This window comes from Pseudomonas sp. ADAK2, assembly GCF_012935755.1.
Taxonomy (GTDB): domain Bacteria; phylum Pseudomonadota; class Gammaproteobacteria; order Pseudomonadales; family Pseudomonadaceae; genus Aquipseudomonas.
Genome location: NZ_CP052862.1, coordinates 5,097,118 through 5,114,700, shown reverse-complemented (window position 1 = coordinate 5,114,700; position 17,583 = coordinate 5,097,118). Strand labels below are relative to the sequence as shown.

Annotated in this window: 15 protein-coding genes and 1 pseudogene; 6 read left to right on the top strand and 10 right to left on the bottom strand. The window is 60.5% G+C overall.

The window, feature by feature from the left end:
• Positions 1 to 36: 36 nt before the first annotated feature.
• The 8 genes and pseudogenes from HKK52_RS23440 to bioB all read right to left on the bottom strand — a co-directional run.
• Positions 37 to 302, bottom strand: a pseudogene (locus HKK52_RS23440) (cytochrome-c peroxidase); the annotation flags it as partial.
• A 210-nt stretch (positions 303 to 512) separates the two neighbouring features.
• Positions 513 to 2,318, bottom strand: coding sequence for a phenylacyl-CoA dehydrogenase (locus HKK52_RS23435; RefSeq protein ID WP_169372787.1), 1,806 nt, complete (start codon positions 2,316 to 2,318; stop codon positions 513 to 515).
• Between the two features lie 278 nt (positions 2,319 to 2,596).
• Entirely contained in the window at positions 2,597 to 2,893 is a 297-nt protein-coding gene (locus tag HKK52_RS23430; RefSeq protein WP_169372786.1) for a pyrroloquinoline quinone biosynthesis protein PqqE, read from the bottom strand.
• A 109-nt stretch (positions 2,894 to 3,002) separates the two neighbouring features.
• Entirely contained in the window at positions 3,003 to 3,683 is a 681-nt protein-coding gene (gene bioD, locus HKK52_RS23425) for a dethiobiotin synthase (protein WP_169372785.1), read from the bottom strand.
• A complete protein-coding gene (gene bioC, locus HKK52_RS23420) occupies positions 3,680 to 4,492 on the bottom strand; it encodes a malonyl-ACP O-methyltransferase BioC (RefSeq protein WP_169372784.1) in 813 nt (270 codons plus the stop codon). The genes bioD and bioC overlap by 4 nt, the downstream gene beginning before the upstream one ends.
• Entirely contained in the window at positions 4,485 to 5,216 is a 732-nt protein-coding gene (locus HKK52_RS23415; protein WP_169372783.1) for an alpha/beta fold hydrolase, read from the bottom strand. Before HKK52_RS23415 ends, bioC begins: the two co-directional genes overlap by 8 nt.
• Positions 5,209 to 6,387, bottom strand: a complete 1,179-nt coding sequence (gene bioF / locus HKK52_RS23410) for an 8-amino-7-oxononanoate synthase (RefSeq protein WP_169372782.1) — start codon at positions 6,385 to 6,387, stop codon at positions 5,209 to 5,211. The genes HKK52_RS23415 and bioF overlap by 8 nt, the downstream gene beginning before the upstream one ends.
• A gap of 133 nt (positions 6,388 to 6,520) precedes the next feature.
• On the bottom strand, positions 6,521 to 7,576 hold the full coding sequence (bioB, locus tag HKK52_RS23405; RefSeq protein ID WP_123513110.1) for a biotin synthase BioB: 1,056 nt from the start codon (positions 7,574 to 7,576) through the stop codon (positions 6,521 to 6,523).
• 93 nt (positions 7,577 to 7,669) lie between these two features.
• Here bioB and HKK52_RS23400 point away from each other — a divergent pair, with 93 nt between their 5' ends.
• The 5 genes from HKK52_RS23400 (at position 7,670) to rarD (ending at position 13,355) form a co-directional block, all read left to right on the top strand.
• The gene (locus HKK52_RS23400) at positions 7,670 to 8,410 is read left to right on the top strand and encodes a ComF family protein (protein WP_169372781.1); all 741 of its coding nucleotides are present in this window, start codon (positions 7,670 to 7,672) and stop codon (positions 8,408 to 8,410) included.
• 61 nt (positions 8,411 to 8,471) lie between these two features.
• The gene (locus HKK52_RS23395) at positions 8,472 to 9,236 is read left to right on the top strand and encodes a TOBE domain-containing protein (protein WP_169374285.1); all 765 of its coding nucleotides are present in this window, start codon (positions 8,472 to 8,474) and stop codon (positions 9,234 to 9,236) included.
• 58 nt (positions 9,237 to 9,294) lie between these two features.
• On the top strand, positions 9,295 to 11,196 hold the full coding sequence (locus HKK52_RS23390) for a PhoX family protein (protein WP_169372780.1): 1,902 nt from the start codon (positions 9,295 to 9,297) through the stop codon (positions 11,194 to 11,196).
• 186 nt (positions 11,197 to 11,382) lie between these two features.
• Positions 11,383 to 12,357, top strand: coding sequence for a serine/threonine protein kinase (locus HKK52_RS23385; RefSeq protein ID WP_054616850.1), 975 nt, complete (start codon positions 11,383 to 11,385; stop codon positions 12,355 to 12,357).
• Positions 12,358 to 12,467: 110 nt separating this feature from the next.
• The gene (gene rarD, locus HKK52_RS23380; protein WP_169372779.1) at positions 12,468 to 13,355 is read left to right on the top strand and encodes an EamA family transporter RarD; all 888 of its coding nucleotides are present in this window, start codon (positions 12,468 to 12,470) and stop codon (positions 13,353 to 13,355) included.
• A gap of 217 nt (positions 13,356 to 13,572) precedes the next feature.
• On the opposite strand, the gene HKK52_RS23375 is transcribed toward rarD, so the two are convergent.
• A complete protein-coding gene (locus HKK52_RS23375; protein WP_123410579.1) occupies positions 13,573 to 14,091 on the bottom strand; it encodes a glycine cleavage system protein R in 519 nt (172 codons plus the stop codon).
• A gap of 539 nt (positions 14,092 to 14,630) precedes the next feature.
• On the opposite strand from HKK52_RS23375, the gene HKK52_RS23370 reads away from it, so the two are divergent.
• The gene (locus HKK52_RS23370) at positions 14,631 to 16,808 is read left to right on the top strand and encodes a malate synthase G (RefSeq protein ID WP_169372778.1); all 2,178 of its coding nucleotides are present in this window, start codon (positions 14,631 to 14,633) and stop codon (positions 16,806 to 16,808) included.
• Between the two features lie 96 nt (positions 16,809 to 16,904).
• Here the strand turns inward: HKK52_RS23370 and HKK52_RS23365 are convergent, their stop codons facing one another.
• Complete coding sequence (locus HKK52_RS23365; RefSeq protein ID WP_169372777.1) at positions 16,905 to 17,351, bottom strand: response regulator; 447 nt, start codon at positions 17,349 to 17,351, stop codon at positions 16,905 to 16,907.
• Between the last annotated feature and the right edge of the window lie 232 nt (positions 17,352 to 17,583).

The window sequence follows — 17,583 nt, the reverse complement described above, 5'->3', positions numbered from 1 at the left end:
ATCTGAGTCAGTTGCCGAGGTTTTTTAACTGACGCCTCAAAGATCGTCATAGGACGCCTGCAACGGCCCTCCGCTGACGCTGCGCCCTTCTGCACCAATAGGCTTGAGGGAAATCAGTGCATCCAGTGCCTGCCGCGTCGAGATCTTCGGACTGACAGGGCGTGCCGTCACCGCATTTTCATCACCAACATAATCTTGGGGAATGACCAGCGACGGATGATCGAACGGCGCCTGTTCCCAGGCCACACAGAAGGATGTTCGAAGCCGCTGGTGTTGCTCGCATCCTCGCCGCACCGGTCGCCCATCGACATCCAGCGCGTCAGGCACATTGCCGCCCTGCAGTAGGGTGCTGGCCACTTCTGGCGGCCGTTGGCCCGCACCATACGGTCGTTGTGGGGTGGTGAAGGCGATTTTTGCCGGGGAATGGGTCCCAACTGGGGTTCGAACTCAAGGCAAAAAAAAGCCGCCACTCCCGAAGGAGCGGCGGCTCTTTTATTGGACTGCGCTAAGGCTTAGTAACCCAGTGCGAAGTCTTCTTCTTTCATGTCCATCAGGTTGTTGGCGCCCGACAGCATGGTAACAACGTGAGTGCGGGTACGCGGCAGGATGCGCTGGAAGTAGAAGCGCGCGGTCTGCAGCTTGGCGGTGTAGAACGCGGTTTCGGTGGTGCCGGCAGCCAGTTTCTCGGCAGCCAGGCGCGCCATGTCAGCCCAGAAGTAGGCCAGGCAGGCATAACCGGAGTACATCAGGTAGTCCACGGAGGCCGCGCCGACTTCTTCGCGATCTTTCATGGCAGCCATACCGACCTTCATGGTCAGCTCGCCCCATTCTTTGTTCAGCGCAGCCAATGGCTCGACGAACTCTTTGACCGCTTCGTTGCCTTCGTTGGTCTGGCAGAACTTGTGGACGATCTTGGTGAAGCTTTTCAGAGCCTCGCCTTGAGTCATCAACACTTTGCGGCCCAACAGGTCGAGTGCCTGGATACCGGTGGTGCCTTCGTACAGCATCGAAATGCGGCTGTCGCGAACGTTCTGCTCCATGCCCCACTCGGCGATGAAACCGTGACCACCGTAGATTTGCACGCCGTGGTTAGCGGATTCGAAGCCGACTTCAGTCATGAAGGCTTTGGCGATCGGCGTCATGAAAGCCAGCAGTGCATCGGCTTTCTTTTTCTCTTCTTCGTCTACGCCGTATTTGACGATGTCGACCTGTTTGGCGGTGAAGTAGACCATCGCGCGGTTGCCTTCGGCGAACGCTTTCATGGTCAACAACATGCGACGTACATCTGGGTGAACGATGATCGGGTCAGCGGCTTTTTCCGGCGCTTTCGGGCCAGTCAGGGAGCGCATTTGCAGGCGATCACGAGCGTATTTCAGGCCGCCCTGGAAGCCGATCTCGGCGTGAGCCAGACCTTGCAGCGCAGTGCCCAGACGCGCGGTGTTCATAAAGGTGAACATGCAGTTCAGGCCTTTGTTCGCCGGGCCGATCAGGAAACCGGTGGCCGCGTCGAAGTTCATCACGCAGGTGGCGTTACCGTGGATACCCATTTTGTGTTCCAGGGAACCACAGGTCACGGCGTTACGTGCGCCGATCGAACCGTCTTCGTTCGGCATGAACTTCGGCACGATGAACAGCGAGATGCCTTTGGTGCCAGCCGGTGCATCCGGCAGACGTGCGAGCACGATGTGGACGATGTTGTCAGCCATGTCGTGTTCACCGGCCGAGATGAAGATCTTGGTGCCGGAAACTTTGTAGGAACCGTCGGCCTGAGGTTCGGCCTTGGTGCGCAACATGCCCAGGTCGGTGCCGCAGTGCGGTTCGGTCAGGCACATGGTGCCGGTCCATTCGCCGGAGACCAGTTTGGTCAGGTAAGCCTCTTGTTGCTCAGGCGTACCGTGTTCGGAAATGGTGTTCATCGCGCCATGGGACAGGCCTGGGTACATGCCCCACGACCAGTTGGCTTCGCCAACCATTTCACTGACGGCCAGACCCAGAGACTCCGGCAGACCTTGGCCACCGTGTTCTACGTCGTGGGCCAGGCTAGGCCAGCCGCCTTCGACGAATTGCTTGTAGGCTTCTTTGAAACCAGTCGGGGTTTTAACGCCGGACTCGCTCCAGGTGCAGCCTTCGGTGTCACCCACGCGGTTCAGCGGTGCCAGCACCTGCTCACAAAACTTGGCGCCTTCTTCGAGAATGGCGTCAACCATGTCCGGAGTTGCGTCTGCGCAAGCCGGAAGGCTCTGATAGTGCGCTTCGTAGCCGAGCAGTTCGTCACGAACGAAGCGAATATCACGCAAGGGGGCCTTGTAGTCAGGCATAGCGATAAACCTCTGCTGATGTAACCGGGAATGAACGACCGTGTTGATTTGTTGTGACGGTCAAACAGTTGTTTGAAACATACGTTTACGCCCAAATCTTGTCAAGCGCCGATCTTTTGCCGTTCGTCTTCACACAGCCGTGCATAACGGCCACGCAGCCGCGCACCGCCGATGACAGAGCAACAGGCACTGTAGGAAAGATTAGTTGAGGGAGAAGGACTTACGCAGAAAAACGCCGCGAATATTCGCGGCGTTGGGGTAACAGGTTCAGCTGGATATCAAGCGTAGGTATCAATCAACGTGCCGAGCATTTCATCGGAAGCCTTGGCGACTTTCGCACCCAGCTCAACCTGAAACTTGCCCTGGGACATCTCGACCATATTGCTGGCCAGGTCGGATTCCTGACTGCGATCGACCGAACGCAGACGATCAACCTGAGATTCGGAAGACTGGCTGGTCTGCGAACGTTCAATGGTGGTGCTGGCGATCTGGCCGGCGGCCTGATCGACACGGTTCTGCCCTGTCTGAATAGTGCTCAGACCGGCATAAAAAGCGGTGCTACCTGAGATTTCCATGGGAGAACTCGTCCTTATGAAGGATCAACAGCGGCCATTGAAGCAGACGCGCAAGTAAAACACCCGACAAAAACACTAATGGCACAGTGCCTCGTCATAGGCAAAACCATTAATCCAACAGGTCCAGTTGAAGATGCTCAGCCACCGCCTCCGCCGTCACCGACTTGAGTTTCGGCACCCGGCCCAGGCACGGTGCGGGTATCCGCTCGGCCAGCGTGGCGAGGTTTTCCTCCAGCCGCGAGGTTTTCGGCTCGATGATGTTGGCCACCCATCCGGCTAATTGCAGCCCATCGTTGGCAATCGCTTCAGCCGTCAACAGCGCGTGGTTGATGCAGCCCAGCCGCACGCCGACCACCAGAATCACTGGCAGGTCCAGCGCTATCGCCAGGTCCGAAAGATTGTCCTGATCCGCCAACGGCACGCGCCAGCCACCCGCGCCTTCGATCAACGTGAAGTCCGCGTTCAGATCCAGAATCTCGCGCATCGGCGTCAACAAGGATTGCACCGTCAGCGCGATGCCCGCCTCCCGCGCCGCCAGATGCGGCGCAATCGCCGGTTCGAACGCCACCGGATTGACCTGTGCATACGTCAGCGGCACCGAGCACTCCGCCAACAACGCCAGTGCATCGGCATTGCGCAACCCTTTGGGGGTCACCTCACAACCAGAGGCCACCGGTTTGCCCGCGGCCGTACTCAAGCCCGCCAGTCGCGCGGCATGCAGCAAGCCCGCGGCGACGGTAGTCTTGCCGACATCAGTGTCGGTGCCGGTGATGAAATACGCTGCGCTCATAAGGGTTTCTCCAACACGGCATAAACCACTTGATAAGTCGCCGGCAGTCCTTGTGCCTGACGAAACTGCTCATAGGCCTCGATCAAGCCGAGGATCCTTGCCCGGCCAGTCAAACCGCCCGGCCGACCGGGGTTCAGGTTATGCGCGCCCAATGCCTTGAGTTCATGGGTCAGGCTGCGCACATCCGGGTAATGCAACACGTGTGGACGGGCTTGCAGGCTGACGACGTTCAAGCCACTGGCCGCGCACAGCTGTTGATAAGTCTCGAACCCGCGGAAACGGTTGACGTGCACCATGCCGTCCACCTGACGCCAGCTGTCACGCAATTCGTACAACGTGCCGACACACAGACTAGCAAACGCGAAAATTCCGCCCGGTTTCAATGCCCGATTGGCCTCGCTGAGCACCGCGGCAAAGTCCGAACACCATTGCACCGCCAGGCTGGAAAAGATCAGGTCGCAGGTCGAAGCCTGCAACGGCAGCCGCTCGGCATCCCCGGCGATGAAGTGCGTTGCGCCGCCCAATGGCCGAGCGTGATTGAGCATGCCCTCGGCGATATCCAGCGCAACGCCGTGACTCGCAGGAAAACGCTCACCCAGTGCACGGCTGAAGTACCCGGTGCCGCAGCCCAGGTCCAGCCAGCGATCAGGCGAAAAATCCTGCGGCAAACGGCGCAACAACTCGCTGCCAACATCGCGTTGCAACTCGGCCACGCTGTCGTAGCTGGCCGCTGCGCGGGAAAAGGACGCCGCGACCTGACGCTTGTCGGGCAAACCGCCGGGCAGGTTGGGAAGGGATAAATCAGTCATCACCGGACTCATGCAAAAAAGCCTGGATCGCCCCCGCCACACCGTGGGGGTCTTCCAGAAGAAACGCGTGGCTGGCCTGTTCGATCAGGCCGATTTCGACATCCGGCAGTAAGGCCAGCAAGTCCCCCGCCGCTTCGGCCGGGACCAGCCCGTCGAGGCCGGCGAACAGGTGCAGTTGCGGGCCACGAAACGCCTGTAGCGCCTGGCGGGTATCCAGTTGCGCGAGCAGTTCCAGGCCGTTCATCAACACCTGGGCCGACGTATGCGGCGCCCCGCCAAGTAACAGACGCGACAACCCGCGCGGGTCTTCGGCGCCTTGGGCGCAGAGCAGCGAGAACCGTTTCAAGGTCATGCGCGGATCGGCGCCGCAACCGGCCAGAAACGCATCAAACGTTTCGCCGGGCATCGCACTGGGCCATTGCTCATGGGCAACAAACGAAGGATTGCTCGCCAGGGTCAGCAGTCCGCAGCAGCGATCACCGCGCCGGGCCGCCAGCTCAGAGGCAAGCATGCCGCCAAGAGACCAGCCACCGAGCCAGGCATCCTGGGGCACGGTCGAATCGAGCTCATCGAGCCATTCTTCGAGATCGCTCGATTCGAGCTCCGGCAACGGCTCGATCTCGACCCGCAGGTGTTCATCCAACCCCTGCAACGCTGCCGCCAATGGCTCCAGCGGCGAAATCCCGAGGCCCCAACCGGGCAGCAGAATCAGACGATCACGCATGGCTTGGCTCCGTTCCCAGTTGTGCAAAACAATCGGCCAGTCCATTTAACAATAGCTGCACCTGCGCCTCGTTGTGGGCGGCGGTCAGGGTTACCCGCAAGCGGGCGCTGCCGGCCGGCACGGTCGGCGGACGGATCGCCGTCACCATCAGGCCATGTTCACGCAGCATCTGCGACAGTCGAACCGCGCGCCCGGCATCACCAATCATGATTGGCTGGATCGGCGTAAAGCTGTCCATCAACTCCAGGCCAATTTGCTCGGCACCATGGCGGAACTGGCTGATCAGCGTCTTCAGGTGCTCACGCCGCCAATGCTCGCTGCGCAGCAGTTCAAGGCTTTTCAGCGTCGCGCAGGCCAGGGCCGGTGGCTGGCTGGTGGTGTAGATGTACGGACGGGCGAACTGGATCAGGCTTTCGACCAACTCTTCACTGCCGGCCACAAATGCCCCGGCCGTGCCGAACGCCTTGCCGAGGGTGCCGACCAACACTGGCACATCTTCCTGGCTCAGGCCGAAGTGCTCGACGATCCCGCCGCCATTCGCGCCCAGCGGACCAAACCCGTGGGCGTCATCCACCATCAACCACGCGCCCTTGGCCTTGGCTTCCCGGGCCAATGCCGGCAGGTCGGCGATATCGCCATCCATGCTGAACACGCCGTCGGTGACCACCAGCGTGTTGCCGGTGGCTTTCTCAAGACGTTTGGCCAAGCTGTCCGCGTCGTTATGCAGGTAGCGATTGAAGCGCGCACCGGACAACAAACCGGCATCGAGCAACGAGGCGTGATTGAGCCGGTCTTCCAGCACCGTATCGCCCTGCCCGACCAACGCGGTGACCGCGCCGAGGTTGGCCATGTAACCGGTGGTGAACAGCAGTGCCCGCGGGCGACCGGTGAGATCGGCCAGGGCTTCTTCCAGCTCATGATGCGGGGTGCTGTGGCCGATGACCAAATGCGACGCCCCGCCGCCGACGCCCCAACGCGCCGCACCGGCGCGCCAGGCTTCGATCACTTGCGGGTGATTGGCCAGGCCCAGGTAGTCGTTGTTACAGAACGCCAGCAATGGCTGACCATCGACCACCACTTCCGGGCCTTGAGGGCTTTCGAGCAGTGGGCGTTGGCGATAGAGATTTTCGGCACGACGGGCAGCAAGACGCGCGCTGAGATCGAAAGACATGCAGACCTCGCGAGTAGGAAAGAGGTACAGCCCCTGTAGGAGCGAGGCTTGCCCTCGAAGGCATCACCGCGATCTTCAGATAGACCAGGGCGTCTCATTCGCGGGCAAGCCTCGCTCCTACAGGGCGGGGAAGTCACACAGCGGCGTTATAGAACTGCTCGCTGCTCTTCTGCTCGACCAATGCCTGCTCGATCGCCGCTTGATGCACTTCATCGGCATGCTCTTCGCGCGCTTCCGGCAGGATCCCCAGGCGCCCGAACAGTTGCATGTCCTTGTCGGCCTGCGGGTTGGCGGTGGTCAGCAGTTTGTCGCCGTAGAAAATCGAGTTGGCGCCAGCGAAGAACGCCAGGGCCTGCATCTGCTCGTTCATCGCTTCGCGGCCAGCGGACAGGCGCACGTGGGATTGCGGCATCAGGATACGGGCAACGGCGAGCATGCGGATGAAGTCGAACGGGTCGATGTCATCGGCGTTTTCCAGCGGCGTACCAGCGACTTTCACCAGCATGTTGATCGGCACCGATTCCGGATGCTCCGGCAGGTTGGCCAGCTGGATCAGCAGGTTGGCACGGTCGTCGAGGGACTCGCCCATGCCGAGGATGCCGCCGGAGCAGATCTTCATCCCCGATTCACGCACGTAGGCCAGGGTTTGCAGGCGCTCGCCATAGGTGCGGGTGGTGATGATGCTGCCGTAGAACTCAGGCGAGGTGTCGAGGTTGTGGTTGTAGTAATCGAGGCCGGCGTCTGCCAGGGCGACCGTCTGGTCCTGATCGAGACGACCGAGGGTCATGCAGGTTTCCAGGCCCATGGCTTTCACGCCCTTGACCATCTCCAGCACGTACGGCATGTCTTTGGCCGACGGATGTTTCCACGCCGCGCCCATGCAGAAACGCGTCGAACCGATGGCCTTGGCGCGAGCGGCCTCTTCGAGGACCTTCTGCACTTCCATCAGTTTTTCTTTTTCCAGGCCGGTGTTGTAGTGACCGGACTGCGGGCAATATTTGCAATCTTCCGGGCAGGCGCCGGTCTTGATCGACAGCAAGGTCGACACCTGGACCCGGTTAGCGTCGAAGTGCGCGCGGTGCACGGTCTGCGCCTGGAACAACAGGTCGTTGAATGGCTGAACGAAGAGTGCTTTGACTTCGGCCAAAGACCAGTCATGACGCAGGGTTGCAGAGGTGCTGGCGCTCATGGGTGTTTCCTTTGTTTTATGCTTGGCAAGCGGCTGGGGGAATGGAATACCCACAGGCGCGACACGGATGTTCGGCATATTTAAGGAAGAGCGATGCGCTGTCAACCACGATACGAAGGACCGGTTTACATCTGGTTAAAAAACAAACAATCCTGTTTGCTCTGTTCGGAACCTGCCGAAGACACTTCACCCATCTGCACAGCCTGCGAAACCGAGTTGCCCTGGCTGGGCGATCACTGCCAGACCTGCGCGCTGCCCTTGCCGGCGTCCGGCCTGACGTGCGGCCAATGCCTGCAACAGCCGCCGGCCTTCGAGCGAGTGGCGACGCCCTGGACCTACAGCTTTCCGCTGGACACGTTGATCACCCGCTTCAAACACAACGCGAAGTGGCCGTTTGGCCGCTTGCTCGGCGAACTTCTTGCCCAGTTCCTGCAACATCGCTTCGATGAAGATCTGGAGCGACCCGATGCGCTGGTCCCGGTGCCGCTGGCTACCAAGCGTCTGCGCCAACGCGGCTTCAACCAGGCGGCGATGCTCGCGCGGTGGCTCAGTGAAAGCCTGACTATTCCTTGTGATGAAACGCTGTTGCTGCGGATTCAGGACACCAGCGCCCAACAGGATTTGAATGCCCAAGCGCGCAAACTCAACCTGCGTAACGCCTTCGCCCTGGCGCCCGGCGCATCGGTTGCGGGCCGGCATCTGGCGCTGATCGATGACGTACTGACCACCGGCGCCACCGCGCAAACCCTGGCTCGTTTACTGATGGACGCCGGTGCCGCCCGGGTCGATGTCTATTGCCTGGCGCGCACACCCAAACCCGGTGAGGTGAGCTGACTTGACTCCCGAACGCCAAGCCGCCAACGTCCTCCCATCGCCACCGCCCAAAGCACTCGCCATGTCCTTGCCTACGTTGTTGTCCCAGCACATTGTCCGTCGCCCGCAGCGCATTGCCTTGCTGCAACACATTGCCGAACAAGGCTCGATCACCCGCGCCGCGAAAAGCGCCGGCCTGAGTTACAAAGCGGCGTGGGACGCCATCGATGAGCTGAACAACCTCGCGCAAAAACCGTTGGTGGAACGCAGTGTCGGCGGCAAGGGTGGCGGTGGCGCGAAGTTGTCCGAAGAGGGTCAGCGGGTCCTGCGTCTGTATCAAAAGCTGCAAGTGTTGCAGGCCCAGGTGCTGGAAGCGGCCGAAGACGCCAGCGACCTCGACCTGCTCGGTCGCTTGATGCTGCGCACCAGTGCGCGCAACCAACTGCACGGCAAAGTCGTGGCGATCGACTCCCAGGGGCGCAATGACCGCATTCGCCTGGAGCTGGCCGAAGGCTTGAACATCGACGCGCAGATCACCCACGACAGCACGCTGCGCCTGGAGCTGCAAACCGGCACCGAAGTCGTCGCCCTGATCAAGGCCGGATGGCTGGAATTGCTGGCCATCGAGCAAACCGCAACACCTGGCAACAATTGCCTGAACGGCATTATCGAAGAAATCCTCAATGCCGAGGACGGTCCCAGCGAAGTGCGCATCGGCCTGCCCAATGGCCAGACACTCTGCGCCCTGGCCGAGCCACTGCACTTAAGAAACACCGGCCTGGGCATCGACCAACCGGTGCTGGTGCAGTTCTCGCCGTCCAACGTCCTGCTCGGTACACCGCTCTGAAACAAAACCTTCATTAACGCTCATTAAGGTGACTGCAAAAACCCGCAGGGAGCCTGATGTGAGCCTATTAGAAGAAAACCAACCCACCGACCTGGAAAACATGGTCGGCCTCAGCCGTCGTGGTTTCATCAGCGCCGGCGCCCTCTGCGGTGCGGCGATGTTCCTCGGTGGCAACCTGCTGAGCCGCAGCGTGCTGGCCGCCAGTGTCAGCGCCGGCTCCAGCAAACTGTTGGGCTTCGACAGCATCGCCGCCGCGACCAGCGATGCGATCACCCTGCCGCCGGGTTACAAATCCTCGGTGTTGATCAGTTGGGGCCAGCCCCTGCAAAAGAACGGTCCGGCCTTCGACCCCAGCGGCAACGGCAGCGCCGAGCATCAGGAAGTCCAGTTCGGCGACAACAACGACGGCATGAGCCTGTTTGAGTTTCCCGGTGAAAAAGACCGGGCGCTGATGGCGATCAACAACGAATACACCAACTACCGCTACCTCTACCCCCACGGCGGCATGCCGCAGTCCGCCGAAGAAGTGCGCAAGGCCCTGGCTTGTGAAGGCGTGTCGGTGATCGAAGTGCAGCGCAAGAACGGCCAGTGGCAATTTGTTCAAGGCTCGCGCTACAATCGGCGCATCCACGGCAACGCGCCGATCAACCTGAGCGGCCCGGCCGCCGGTCACGAATTGCTCAAGACCAACGCCGACAAGCACGGCAAGAACGTCCTCGGCACGTTCCAGAACTGCGCCAACGGCAAGACGCCGTGGGGCACCTACCTGACTTGCGAAGAAAACTTCACCGATTGCTTCGGCAGCAGCAACGCCGAGCAGAAATTCGATGCCGCGCAAAAACGCTACGGCGCCGTAGCGGCCAGCAAGGACATCAACTGGCACCAGCACGATCCACGTTTCGATCTGGCGAAAAATCCCAACGAGCTCAACCGTCACGGCTGGGTGGTGGAGATCGACCCGTTCGACCCGCAATCGACCCCGATCAAACGCACCGCCCTGGGCCGTTTCAAGCATGAAAACGCGGCCCTGGCCGAAACCAGCGACGGTCGCGCCGTGGTCTACATGGGCGATGATGAGCGCGGCGAGTTCATCTATAAATTTGTCAGCCGCGACAAGATCAATCACAAAAACCCCAAGGCAAACCGCGACCTGCTGGACCACGGCACTTTATACGTCGCGCGCTTCGACGCCGGTGACGGTAATGCTGATCATCCGAAAGGCCAGGGCCAGTGGATCGAGCTGACCCACGGCAAAAACGGCATCGACGCCAGCAGCGGCTTTGCCGATCAGGCCGAGGTGCTGATTCACGCACGGCTCGCCGCCAGTGTGGTCAACGCCACGCGCATGGACCGTCCGGAATGGATCGTCGTCAGCCCCAAGGATGGCCAGGTTTATTGCACCTTGACCAACAACGCCAAGCGCGGCGAAGACGGGCAACCGGTCGGCGGGCCGAATCCTCGGGAGAAAAACGTTTACGGACAGATCCTGCGCTGGCGCACCGACCGTGATGATCACGGTTCGAAAAGTTTTGCCTGGGATTTGTTTGTGGTCGCCGGTAATCCGGGCGTGCATGCCGGTACACCGAAGGGTGGTTCGTCGAACATCACCCCGCAGAACATGTTCAATAGCCCGGACGGCTTGGGGTTCGACAAGGCCGGGCGCTTGTGGATTCTCACCGATGGCGATTCGAGCAATGCCGGGGACTTTGCCGGCATGGGCAATAACCAGATGCTCTGCGCCGACCCGGTGACCGGGGAAATCCGTCGGTTCATGGTCGGACCGATTGGTTGCGAGGTAACGGGGATCAGTTTTTCGCCGGATCAGAAGACGTTGTTTGTCGGGATTCAGCATCCTGGGGAGAACGGCGGGTCAACGTTCCCAGAGCATTTGCCCAACGGCAAGCCACGGTCTTCGGTGATGGCCATTTCTCGGGAAGATGGCGGGGTCGTCGGCGCCTGATCGGGCCTGATCGTTCCCACGCTCCGCGTGGGAATGCAGCCAGGGACGCTCCGCGTCCCAGAAACGGACGCGAAGCGTCCGGTGAGGCATTCCCACGCAGAGCGTGGGAACGATCCCCCTAAACACACCCCGTCTGCGCTACCATGCTTGGCCGGACGCGGCAGCCTGCTGCGCGCAGGAGTCAGCATGGCCCACCCGTTTGCAACCCTCACCCCAGACCTCGTGCTTGATGCCGTCGAAAGCATCGGCTTTCTCAGTGATGCGCGCATCCTCGCGCTCAACAGCTACGAAAACCGCGTCTATCAAGTCGGCATCGAAGACTCCGAGCCGCTGATCGCCAAGTTCTACCGCCCGCAGCGCTGGACCAACGAAGCCATTCTCGAAGAACACCAGTTCACCTTCGAACTCGCTGAATGCGATGTGCCGGTGGTCGCGCCGATGATTCATAACGGCGCCAGCCTGCACGAACACGCCGGGTTCCGCTTCACCCTGTTCCCCCGCCGTGGTGGCCGCGCGCCGGAGCCAGGCAATCTGGATCAGCTGTATCGCCTGGGCCAATTGCTCGGGCGCCTGCATGCCGTCGGCGCGACCAAGCCGTTCGAGCATCGTGAAGCGCTGGGCGTGAAAAATTTCGGCCACGATTCGCTGAACACCTTGCTCGAAGGCAATTTCGTCCCGAAAAGCCTGCTGCCGGCCTACGAGTCCGTGGCCCGCGATCTGCTCAAGCGCGTCGAAGAGGTCTACAAGGCGACGCCGCACCAGAACATCCGCATGCACGGTGATTGCCACCCCGGCAACATGATGTGCCGCGACGAGATGTTCCACATCGTCGACCTCGACGACTGCCGCATGGGCCCGGCGGTGCAAGACATCTGGATGATGCTCGCCGGGGATCGTCAGGAATGTCTTGGCCAGTTGTCGGAATTGATGGACGGCTACAACGAGTTTCATGACTTCGACCCACGGGAACTGGCGCTTATCGAACCGTTGCGCGCCTTGCGCCTGATGCACTACAGCGCCTGGCTGGCCCGCCGTTGGGATGACCCGGCGTTTCCCCACAGCTTTCCGTGGTTTGGTAGCGAGCGGTATTGGGGCGATCAGGTGTTGGCGTTGCGTGAGCAGTTGTCGGCACTCAACGAAGAACCGCTGAAGCTCTTCTAACACCCCCCACCTGTAGGAGCGAGGCTTGCCCGCTCCTACAGGGATCAGCACATCGCGACAAATCTCCTTACAATCCCCCCCTTTGTTAGCTGCCTAAGCAAGGACTCTGCATGCAAGCCGCCAACCCGCGTCGCGGGTACATCCTGGGCCTGAGTGCCTACATCATCTGGGGACTTTTCCCGCTCTACTTCAAAGCCATCGCCTCGGTGCCGGCGGTAGAAATCATCATCCACCGGGTGCTCTGGTCCGCGCTGTTCGGTGGCTTGTTGCTGATGGTCTGGAAGCATCCGGGCTGGTGGCGCGAGTTGCGCGACAACCCCAAACGCCTGGCGATCCTGGCCTTGAGCGGCACGCTGATCGCGGCCAACTGGCTGACCTACGTGTGGTCGGTGAACAACGGGCGCATGCTCGAAGCCAGCCTCGGTTACTACATCAATCCACTGGTGAACGTGCTGCTGGGGATGTTGATCCTCGGCGAACGGCTGCGGCGCATGCAATGGCTGGCGGTGGCGCTGGCCGCGATTGGTGTGGCGCAACAGGTGTGGCAGGTCGGCAGTTTGCCCTGGGTGTCGCTGGTGCTGGCGCTGACTTTCGGCTTCTACGGACTGATCCGCAAACAGGCGCCGGTCAAGGCGTTGCCGGGGCTGGTGGTGGAAACCTGGATGCTGGTGCCGATTGCCGTCGCCTGGCTGTTGTTCAACCCGTCGGCGGCCAGTGCGCAACCGGCGTTCTGGACCACCTCCGAAGCCTGGTGGCTGGTGGCGGCCGGCCCGGTGACGCTGGTGCCGCTGGTATGTTTCAACGCCGCCGCGCGGCATTTGCCCTACACCACTTTGGGATTTCTCCAATACCTGGCGCCGACGCTGGTCTTGCTGCAAGCCGTTCTGCTGTTTGATGAACACCTGTCGTCCAGCACGTTGGTGGCGTTCATGTTTATCTGGGCCGGCCTGGCGATTTACAGCGTTGATGCGGTGATCAGCATGCGCCGGCGCAACTGATCAAAAAACGTACAATTCTCTACAGGCCACGTTCTTCGTGGCCTGCATCAATCCTTCCCAAGGTTATCCACAGCGTGATCCCCGCTGTTTGTGCGCAACTTGTTGAAACTGCTGGTTTTTTGATCAGATCCTGAAGATCCCCGGCCGGCGTGGCCTGGCGGGGTGTCTCTACAGGTTATCCACAGGCAGGTGCACGTATAACTTGGATAACCCTGTGTCAGGGTTCGCTGCGCAGCACCAATTCAACCATCAAGTCGTCGGCCAGGGTTTCCAGGCGCGATTGCAGGACGTCCAGCGACAAGGTCAGCGGCACCGCGAGAATAGCTTCGGCGTGGAACAGCGGCTCGCTGCTCATCGGTGCCGGACGTACTTCGGTGACCAGCCGTTCCAGGTTCACCCCCTGCTCGCTCAACAACCGCGTGATGTCGCGCACGATCCCCGGCCGGTCATTGCCCACCAGTTCCATGGCGATCGGCTTCCAGGTGCAGGATTGCTCGATGCCGCTTTCCGCGATCAACACGCGAATGCCATGGGCGGACAACGCCTGTAGGGCATCGACCAGTTCGTCGTAGGCTTCGGCCGGCACGCCCACCCGAAGAATCCCGGCGAACTGCCCGGCCATGCGCGACATGCGGCTTTCCAGCCAGTTGCCGCCGTGCTCGGCAATGCATTGGGCAATGCGCTCGACCTGCCCTGCCTTGTCCGGCGCAAATACGGTGAGTACGAGGTGGTCCATGGCGCAGCCCTCTTTTGTTATAGAAAAAGAAGTATAGGCACGGGTTGTTGCGGCGTTGAATCGGCCGACGCCTTCGCGGGCAAGCCCCGCCCCTACAAGGATCGCGCAAAACCTGTAGGAGCGAGGCTTGCCCGCGAATGAAGCACCGCCAATGTCACCGACAAAAAACAAATCGTGTACAAGTTTTTATATTTAACTGGAACAATCCAATACTTTTTTGAGAACATCCCGTTCCCCGACATGACTGCAATGCGTCATGGGGTCGCAGAACGACGTAATTAGTCTAATTTTTACAAGCGCAATTCATCATGTAGTATGCCGCAGCGCGCACTACATAACGTTGGATCGATGTTTGCCACCGGCACACTCGCAACCCTGAAAGCCCCGTCAGCAAGGCCTCCAAGCCGTTGATTGGACCGAACCCAGCCGCCCGCAAGGGCATGTACTGGCGCACGGGTTTGTGGTTTAAATGGCCAGAGGCTTCATTGTCAAAATTGAAGAGCTGAAAAGCGAAATAGCTGAGCAGAGTGAGGCAAGCAATGACTGAACACGTTCAAGTCGGTGGCCTGCAGGTCGCCAAAGTCCTGTTCGACTTCGTGAACAACGAAGCCATTCCCGGTACCGGCCTCACCGCCGATAAGTTCTGGGCCGGTGCCGACAAGGTCATTCATGACCTAGCGCCGAAGAACAAAGCCCTACTCGCCAAACGCGATGATTTCCAGGCGCGTGTCGACGGCTGGCATCAAGCCCGCGCCGGTCAACCACACGACGCCGTGGCCTACAAAGCCTTCTTGCAAGACATCGGTTATCTGCTGCCAGAAGCGGCCGATTTCCAGGCAACGACGCAAAACGTCGATGACGAAATCGCCCGCATGGCCGGCCCGCAACTCGTGGTGCCGGTGATGAATGCGCGTTTTGCGCTCAACGCCTCGAACGCCCGTTGGGGTTCGCTGTACGACGCGCTCTACGGCACCGACGCCATCAGCGAAGCGGACGGCGCGGAAAAAGGCAAAGGCTACAACAAGGTCCGCGGCGACAAGGTCATCGCCTTCGCTCGTGCCTTCCTCGACGAAGCGGCGCCCTTGGCGGCCGGCACTCATGTCGATTCCACTGGCTACAAGATCGTTGACGGCAAACTGGTGGTGGCCCTTAAAGGTGGCAGCAACACCGGCCTGCGTAACGACGCCCAGTTGATCGGTTTCCACGGCGATGCCTCGGCACCGACCGCGATCCTGCTGAAGAACAACGGCCTGCACTTCGAAATCCAGGTCGACGCCAGCACCCCGGTCGGCCAGACCGACGCCGCCGGCGTCAAAGACATCCTGATGGAAGCCGCGCTGACCACCATCATGGACTGCGAAGACTCCGTCGCCGCCGTCGATGCCGATGACAAAGTGGTGATCTACCGCAACTGGCTTGGCCTGATGAAGGGTGATCTGTCGGAAGAAGTCTCCAAGGGCGGTCAGACCTTTACCCGCACCATGAACGCCGACCGCACCTACACCGGCGTCGATGGCAAGGAATTGAGCCTGCACGGTCGCTCGCTGTTGTTCGTGCGTAACGTTGGCCACTTGATGACCATCGACGCGATCCTCGACAAGGATGGCAACGAAGTGCCGGAAGGCATCCTCGACGGTCTGGTGACGTGCCTCGCCGCGATCCACAGCCTCAACGGCCACAACTCGCGCAAGAACAGCCGTACCGGCTCGGTCTATATCGTGAAGCCGAAGATGCACGGCCCGGAAGAAGCCGCGTTCACCAACGAGCTGTTCGGGCGCATCGAAGACGTGCTCAACCTGCCGCGCAACACGCTGAAAGTCGGGATCATGGACGAGGAGCGCCGTACCACGGTCAACCTCAAGGCCTGCATCAAGGCCGCCAGCGAGCGCGTGGTGTTCATCAACACCGGTTTCCTCGACCGCACGGGCGATGAAATCCACACCTCCATGGAAGCCGGCCCGATGGTGCGCAAGGCTGACATGAAGGCTGAGAAGTGGATCGGCGCCTACGAGAACTGGAACGTCGACATCGGCTTGAGCACCGGCCTGCAAGGTCGCGCGCAAATCGGTAAAGGCATGTGGGCCATGCCCGACTTGATGGCGGCGATGCTCGAACAGAAAATCGCTCACCCACTGGCCGGCGCCAACACCGCTTGGGTGCCTTCGCCGACCGCCGCTGCACTGCATGCGCTGCATTACCACAAGGTTGACGTGTTCGCCCGTCAGGCCGAACTGGCCAAACGTGCCCGCGCTTCGGTGGACGACATCCTGACCATCCCGCTGGCGGTCAAACCTGACTGGACTGCGGAACAGATCAAGAACGAACTGGACAACAACGCCCAGGGCATTCTTGGCTACGTGGTGCGCTGGATCGACCAGGGCGTGGGTTGTTCGAAAGTGCCGGACATCAATGACATCGGCCTGATGGAAGACCGTGCGACGCTGCGTATTTCCAGCCAGCACATCGCCAACTGGCTGCGTCACGGCATCGTCACCGAAGAGCAAGTGCTGGAAAGCCTCAAGCGCATGGCGCCGGTGGTTGACCGTCAGAACGCCAACGACGCGCTGTACCGTCCGCTGGCACCCAACTTCGACAGCAACATCGCTTTCCAGGCGGCGGTCGAACTGGTGATCGAAGGCACGAAGCAGCCGAACGGTTATACCGAGCCGGTGCTGCACCGTCGTCGTCGCGAGTTCAAGGCTGCCAATGGCCTGTAACTGAGCGCTGATGCCGGACATGAAAAAGCCCTGATCTTTCGATCAGGGCTTTTTTGTTTCAGATCGTTCCCACGCGGAGCGTGGGAACGATCGCGGTCAGGGCTCCATCCCCAACTCATGCTTGACCAACGCCAGCAACTTGCCGGTATCAATCGGCTTGAGCAGGAAATCCACCACGCTCAAATGCATCGCAGCAATCGCATCCTTCACGTCGGCATCGCCGGACACGATGATGATTGGCATCGCCGCCCGGACCGACTCACGCACTTGGCGGATCAAGTCCAGGCCGTCCACATGTCCCATCCGCAGATCGGTAATCACCAGGCCAATCGCGGGCTTCTCGTCCAGCATCTTGAGTGCGGTCTCACCACTGGCAGCGGTCATGCAACGAATGCCGTCCAGCGCAAGAATCTCCGATAGCAGCTCCCTGGCGTCCTTATCGTCGTCGACGATCAACACCCGCTGCGGCGGCAGATCAGGTTCCAGCATGATCGCACTGAGCGCCTCGCGCTCGGCGTCACTCAAAATATCGTGGTCGGACATGGCTTTCTCTACGTTTTCAAATCAATCCCCTAGCACAGTGGTCAGACATCGCTAAGCAGAGCTTCAATGTGCACTTCGTCGGATATTTTGCCTAGAGTAAAAGTGAGACGTTTTCCCACTATCTGTGTAGGGCATATCCGAAATATAGCCAAATGCACCGCCGACCTAGACTTACGTCCAATGGGCACTCTGTGCGCAGGGGCCGACCATGGCTGAACGATCCGACAACAAC

Excerpts from the sequence above, each read along its gene's own strand:
- bioD (WP_169372785.1), bottom strand. The coding sequence starts at position 3,683 with ATGAGCGCAGCGTATTTCATCACCGGCACCGACACTGATGTCGGCAAG.
- HKK52_RS23430 (WP_169372786.1), bottom strand. The coding sequence starts at position 2,893 with ATGGAAATCTCAGGTAGCACCGCTTTTTATGCCGGTCTGAGCACTATT.
- HKK52_RS23435 (WP_169372787.1), bottom strand. The coding sequence starts at position 2,318 with ATGCCTGACTACAAGGCCCCCTTGCGTGATATTCGCTTCGTTCGTGAC.
- HKK52_RS23400 (WP_169372781.1), top strand. The coding sequence starts at position 7,670 with ATGCGCTGTCAACCACGATACGAAGGACCGGTTTACATCTGGTTAAAA.
- bioF (WP_169372782.1), bottom strand. The coding sequence starts at position 6,387 with ATGTCTTTCGATCTCAGCGCGCGTCTTGCTGCCCGTCGTGCCGAAAAT.
- bioB (WP_123513110.1), bottom strand. The coding sequence starts at position 7,576 with ATGAGCGCCAGCACCTCTGCAACCCTGCGTCATGACTGGTCTTTGGCC.
- HKK52_RS23370 (WP_169372778.1), top strand. The coding sequence starts at position 14,631 with ATGACTGAACACGTTCAAGTCGGTGGCCTGCAGGTCGCCAAAGTCCTG.
- HKK52_RS23365 (WP_169372777.1), bottom strand. The coding sequence starts at position 17,351 with ATGTCCGACCACGATATTTTGAGTGACGCCGAGCGCGAGGCGCTCAGT.
- HKK52_RS23395 (WP_169374285.1), top strand. The coding sequence starts at position 8,472 with ATGTCCTTGCCTACGTTGTTGTCCCAGCACATTGTCCGTCGCCCGCAG.
- HKK52_RS23415 (WP_169372783.1), bottom strand. The coding sequence starts at position 5,216 with ATGCGTGATCGTCTGATTCTGCTGCCCGGTTGGGGCCTCGGGATTTCG.
- HKK52_RS23375 (WP_123410579.1), bottom strand. The coding sequence starts at position 14,091 with ATGGACCACCTCGTACTCACCGTATTTGCGCCGGACAAGGCAGGGCAG.
- bioC (WP_169372784.1), bottom strand. The coding sequence starts at position 4,492 with ATGACTGATTTATCCCTTCCCAACCTGCCCGGCGGTTTGCCCGACAAG.
- rarD (WP_169372779.1), top strand. The coding sequence starts at position 12,468 with ATGCAAGCCGCCAACCCGCGTCGCGGGTACATCCTGGGCCTGAGTGCC.
- HKK52_RS23385 (WP_054616850.1), top strand. The coding sequence starts at position 11,383 with ATGGCCCACCCGTTTGCAACCCTCACCCCAGACCTCGTGCTTGATGCC.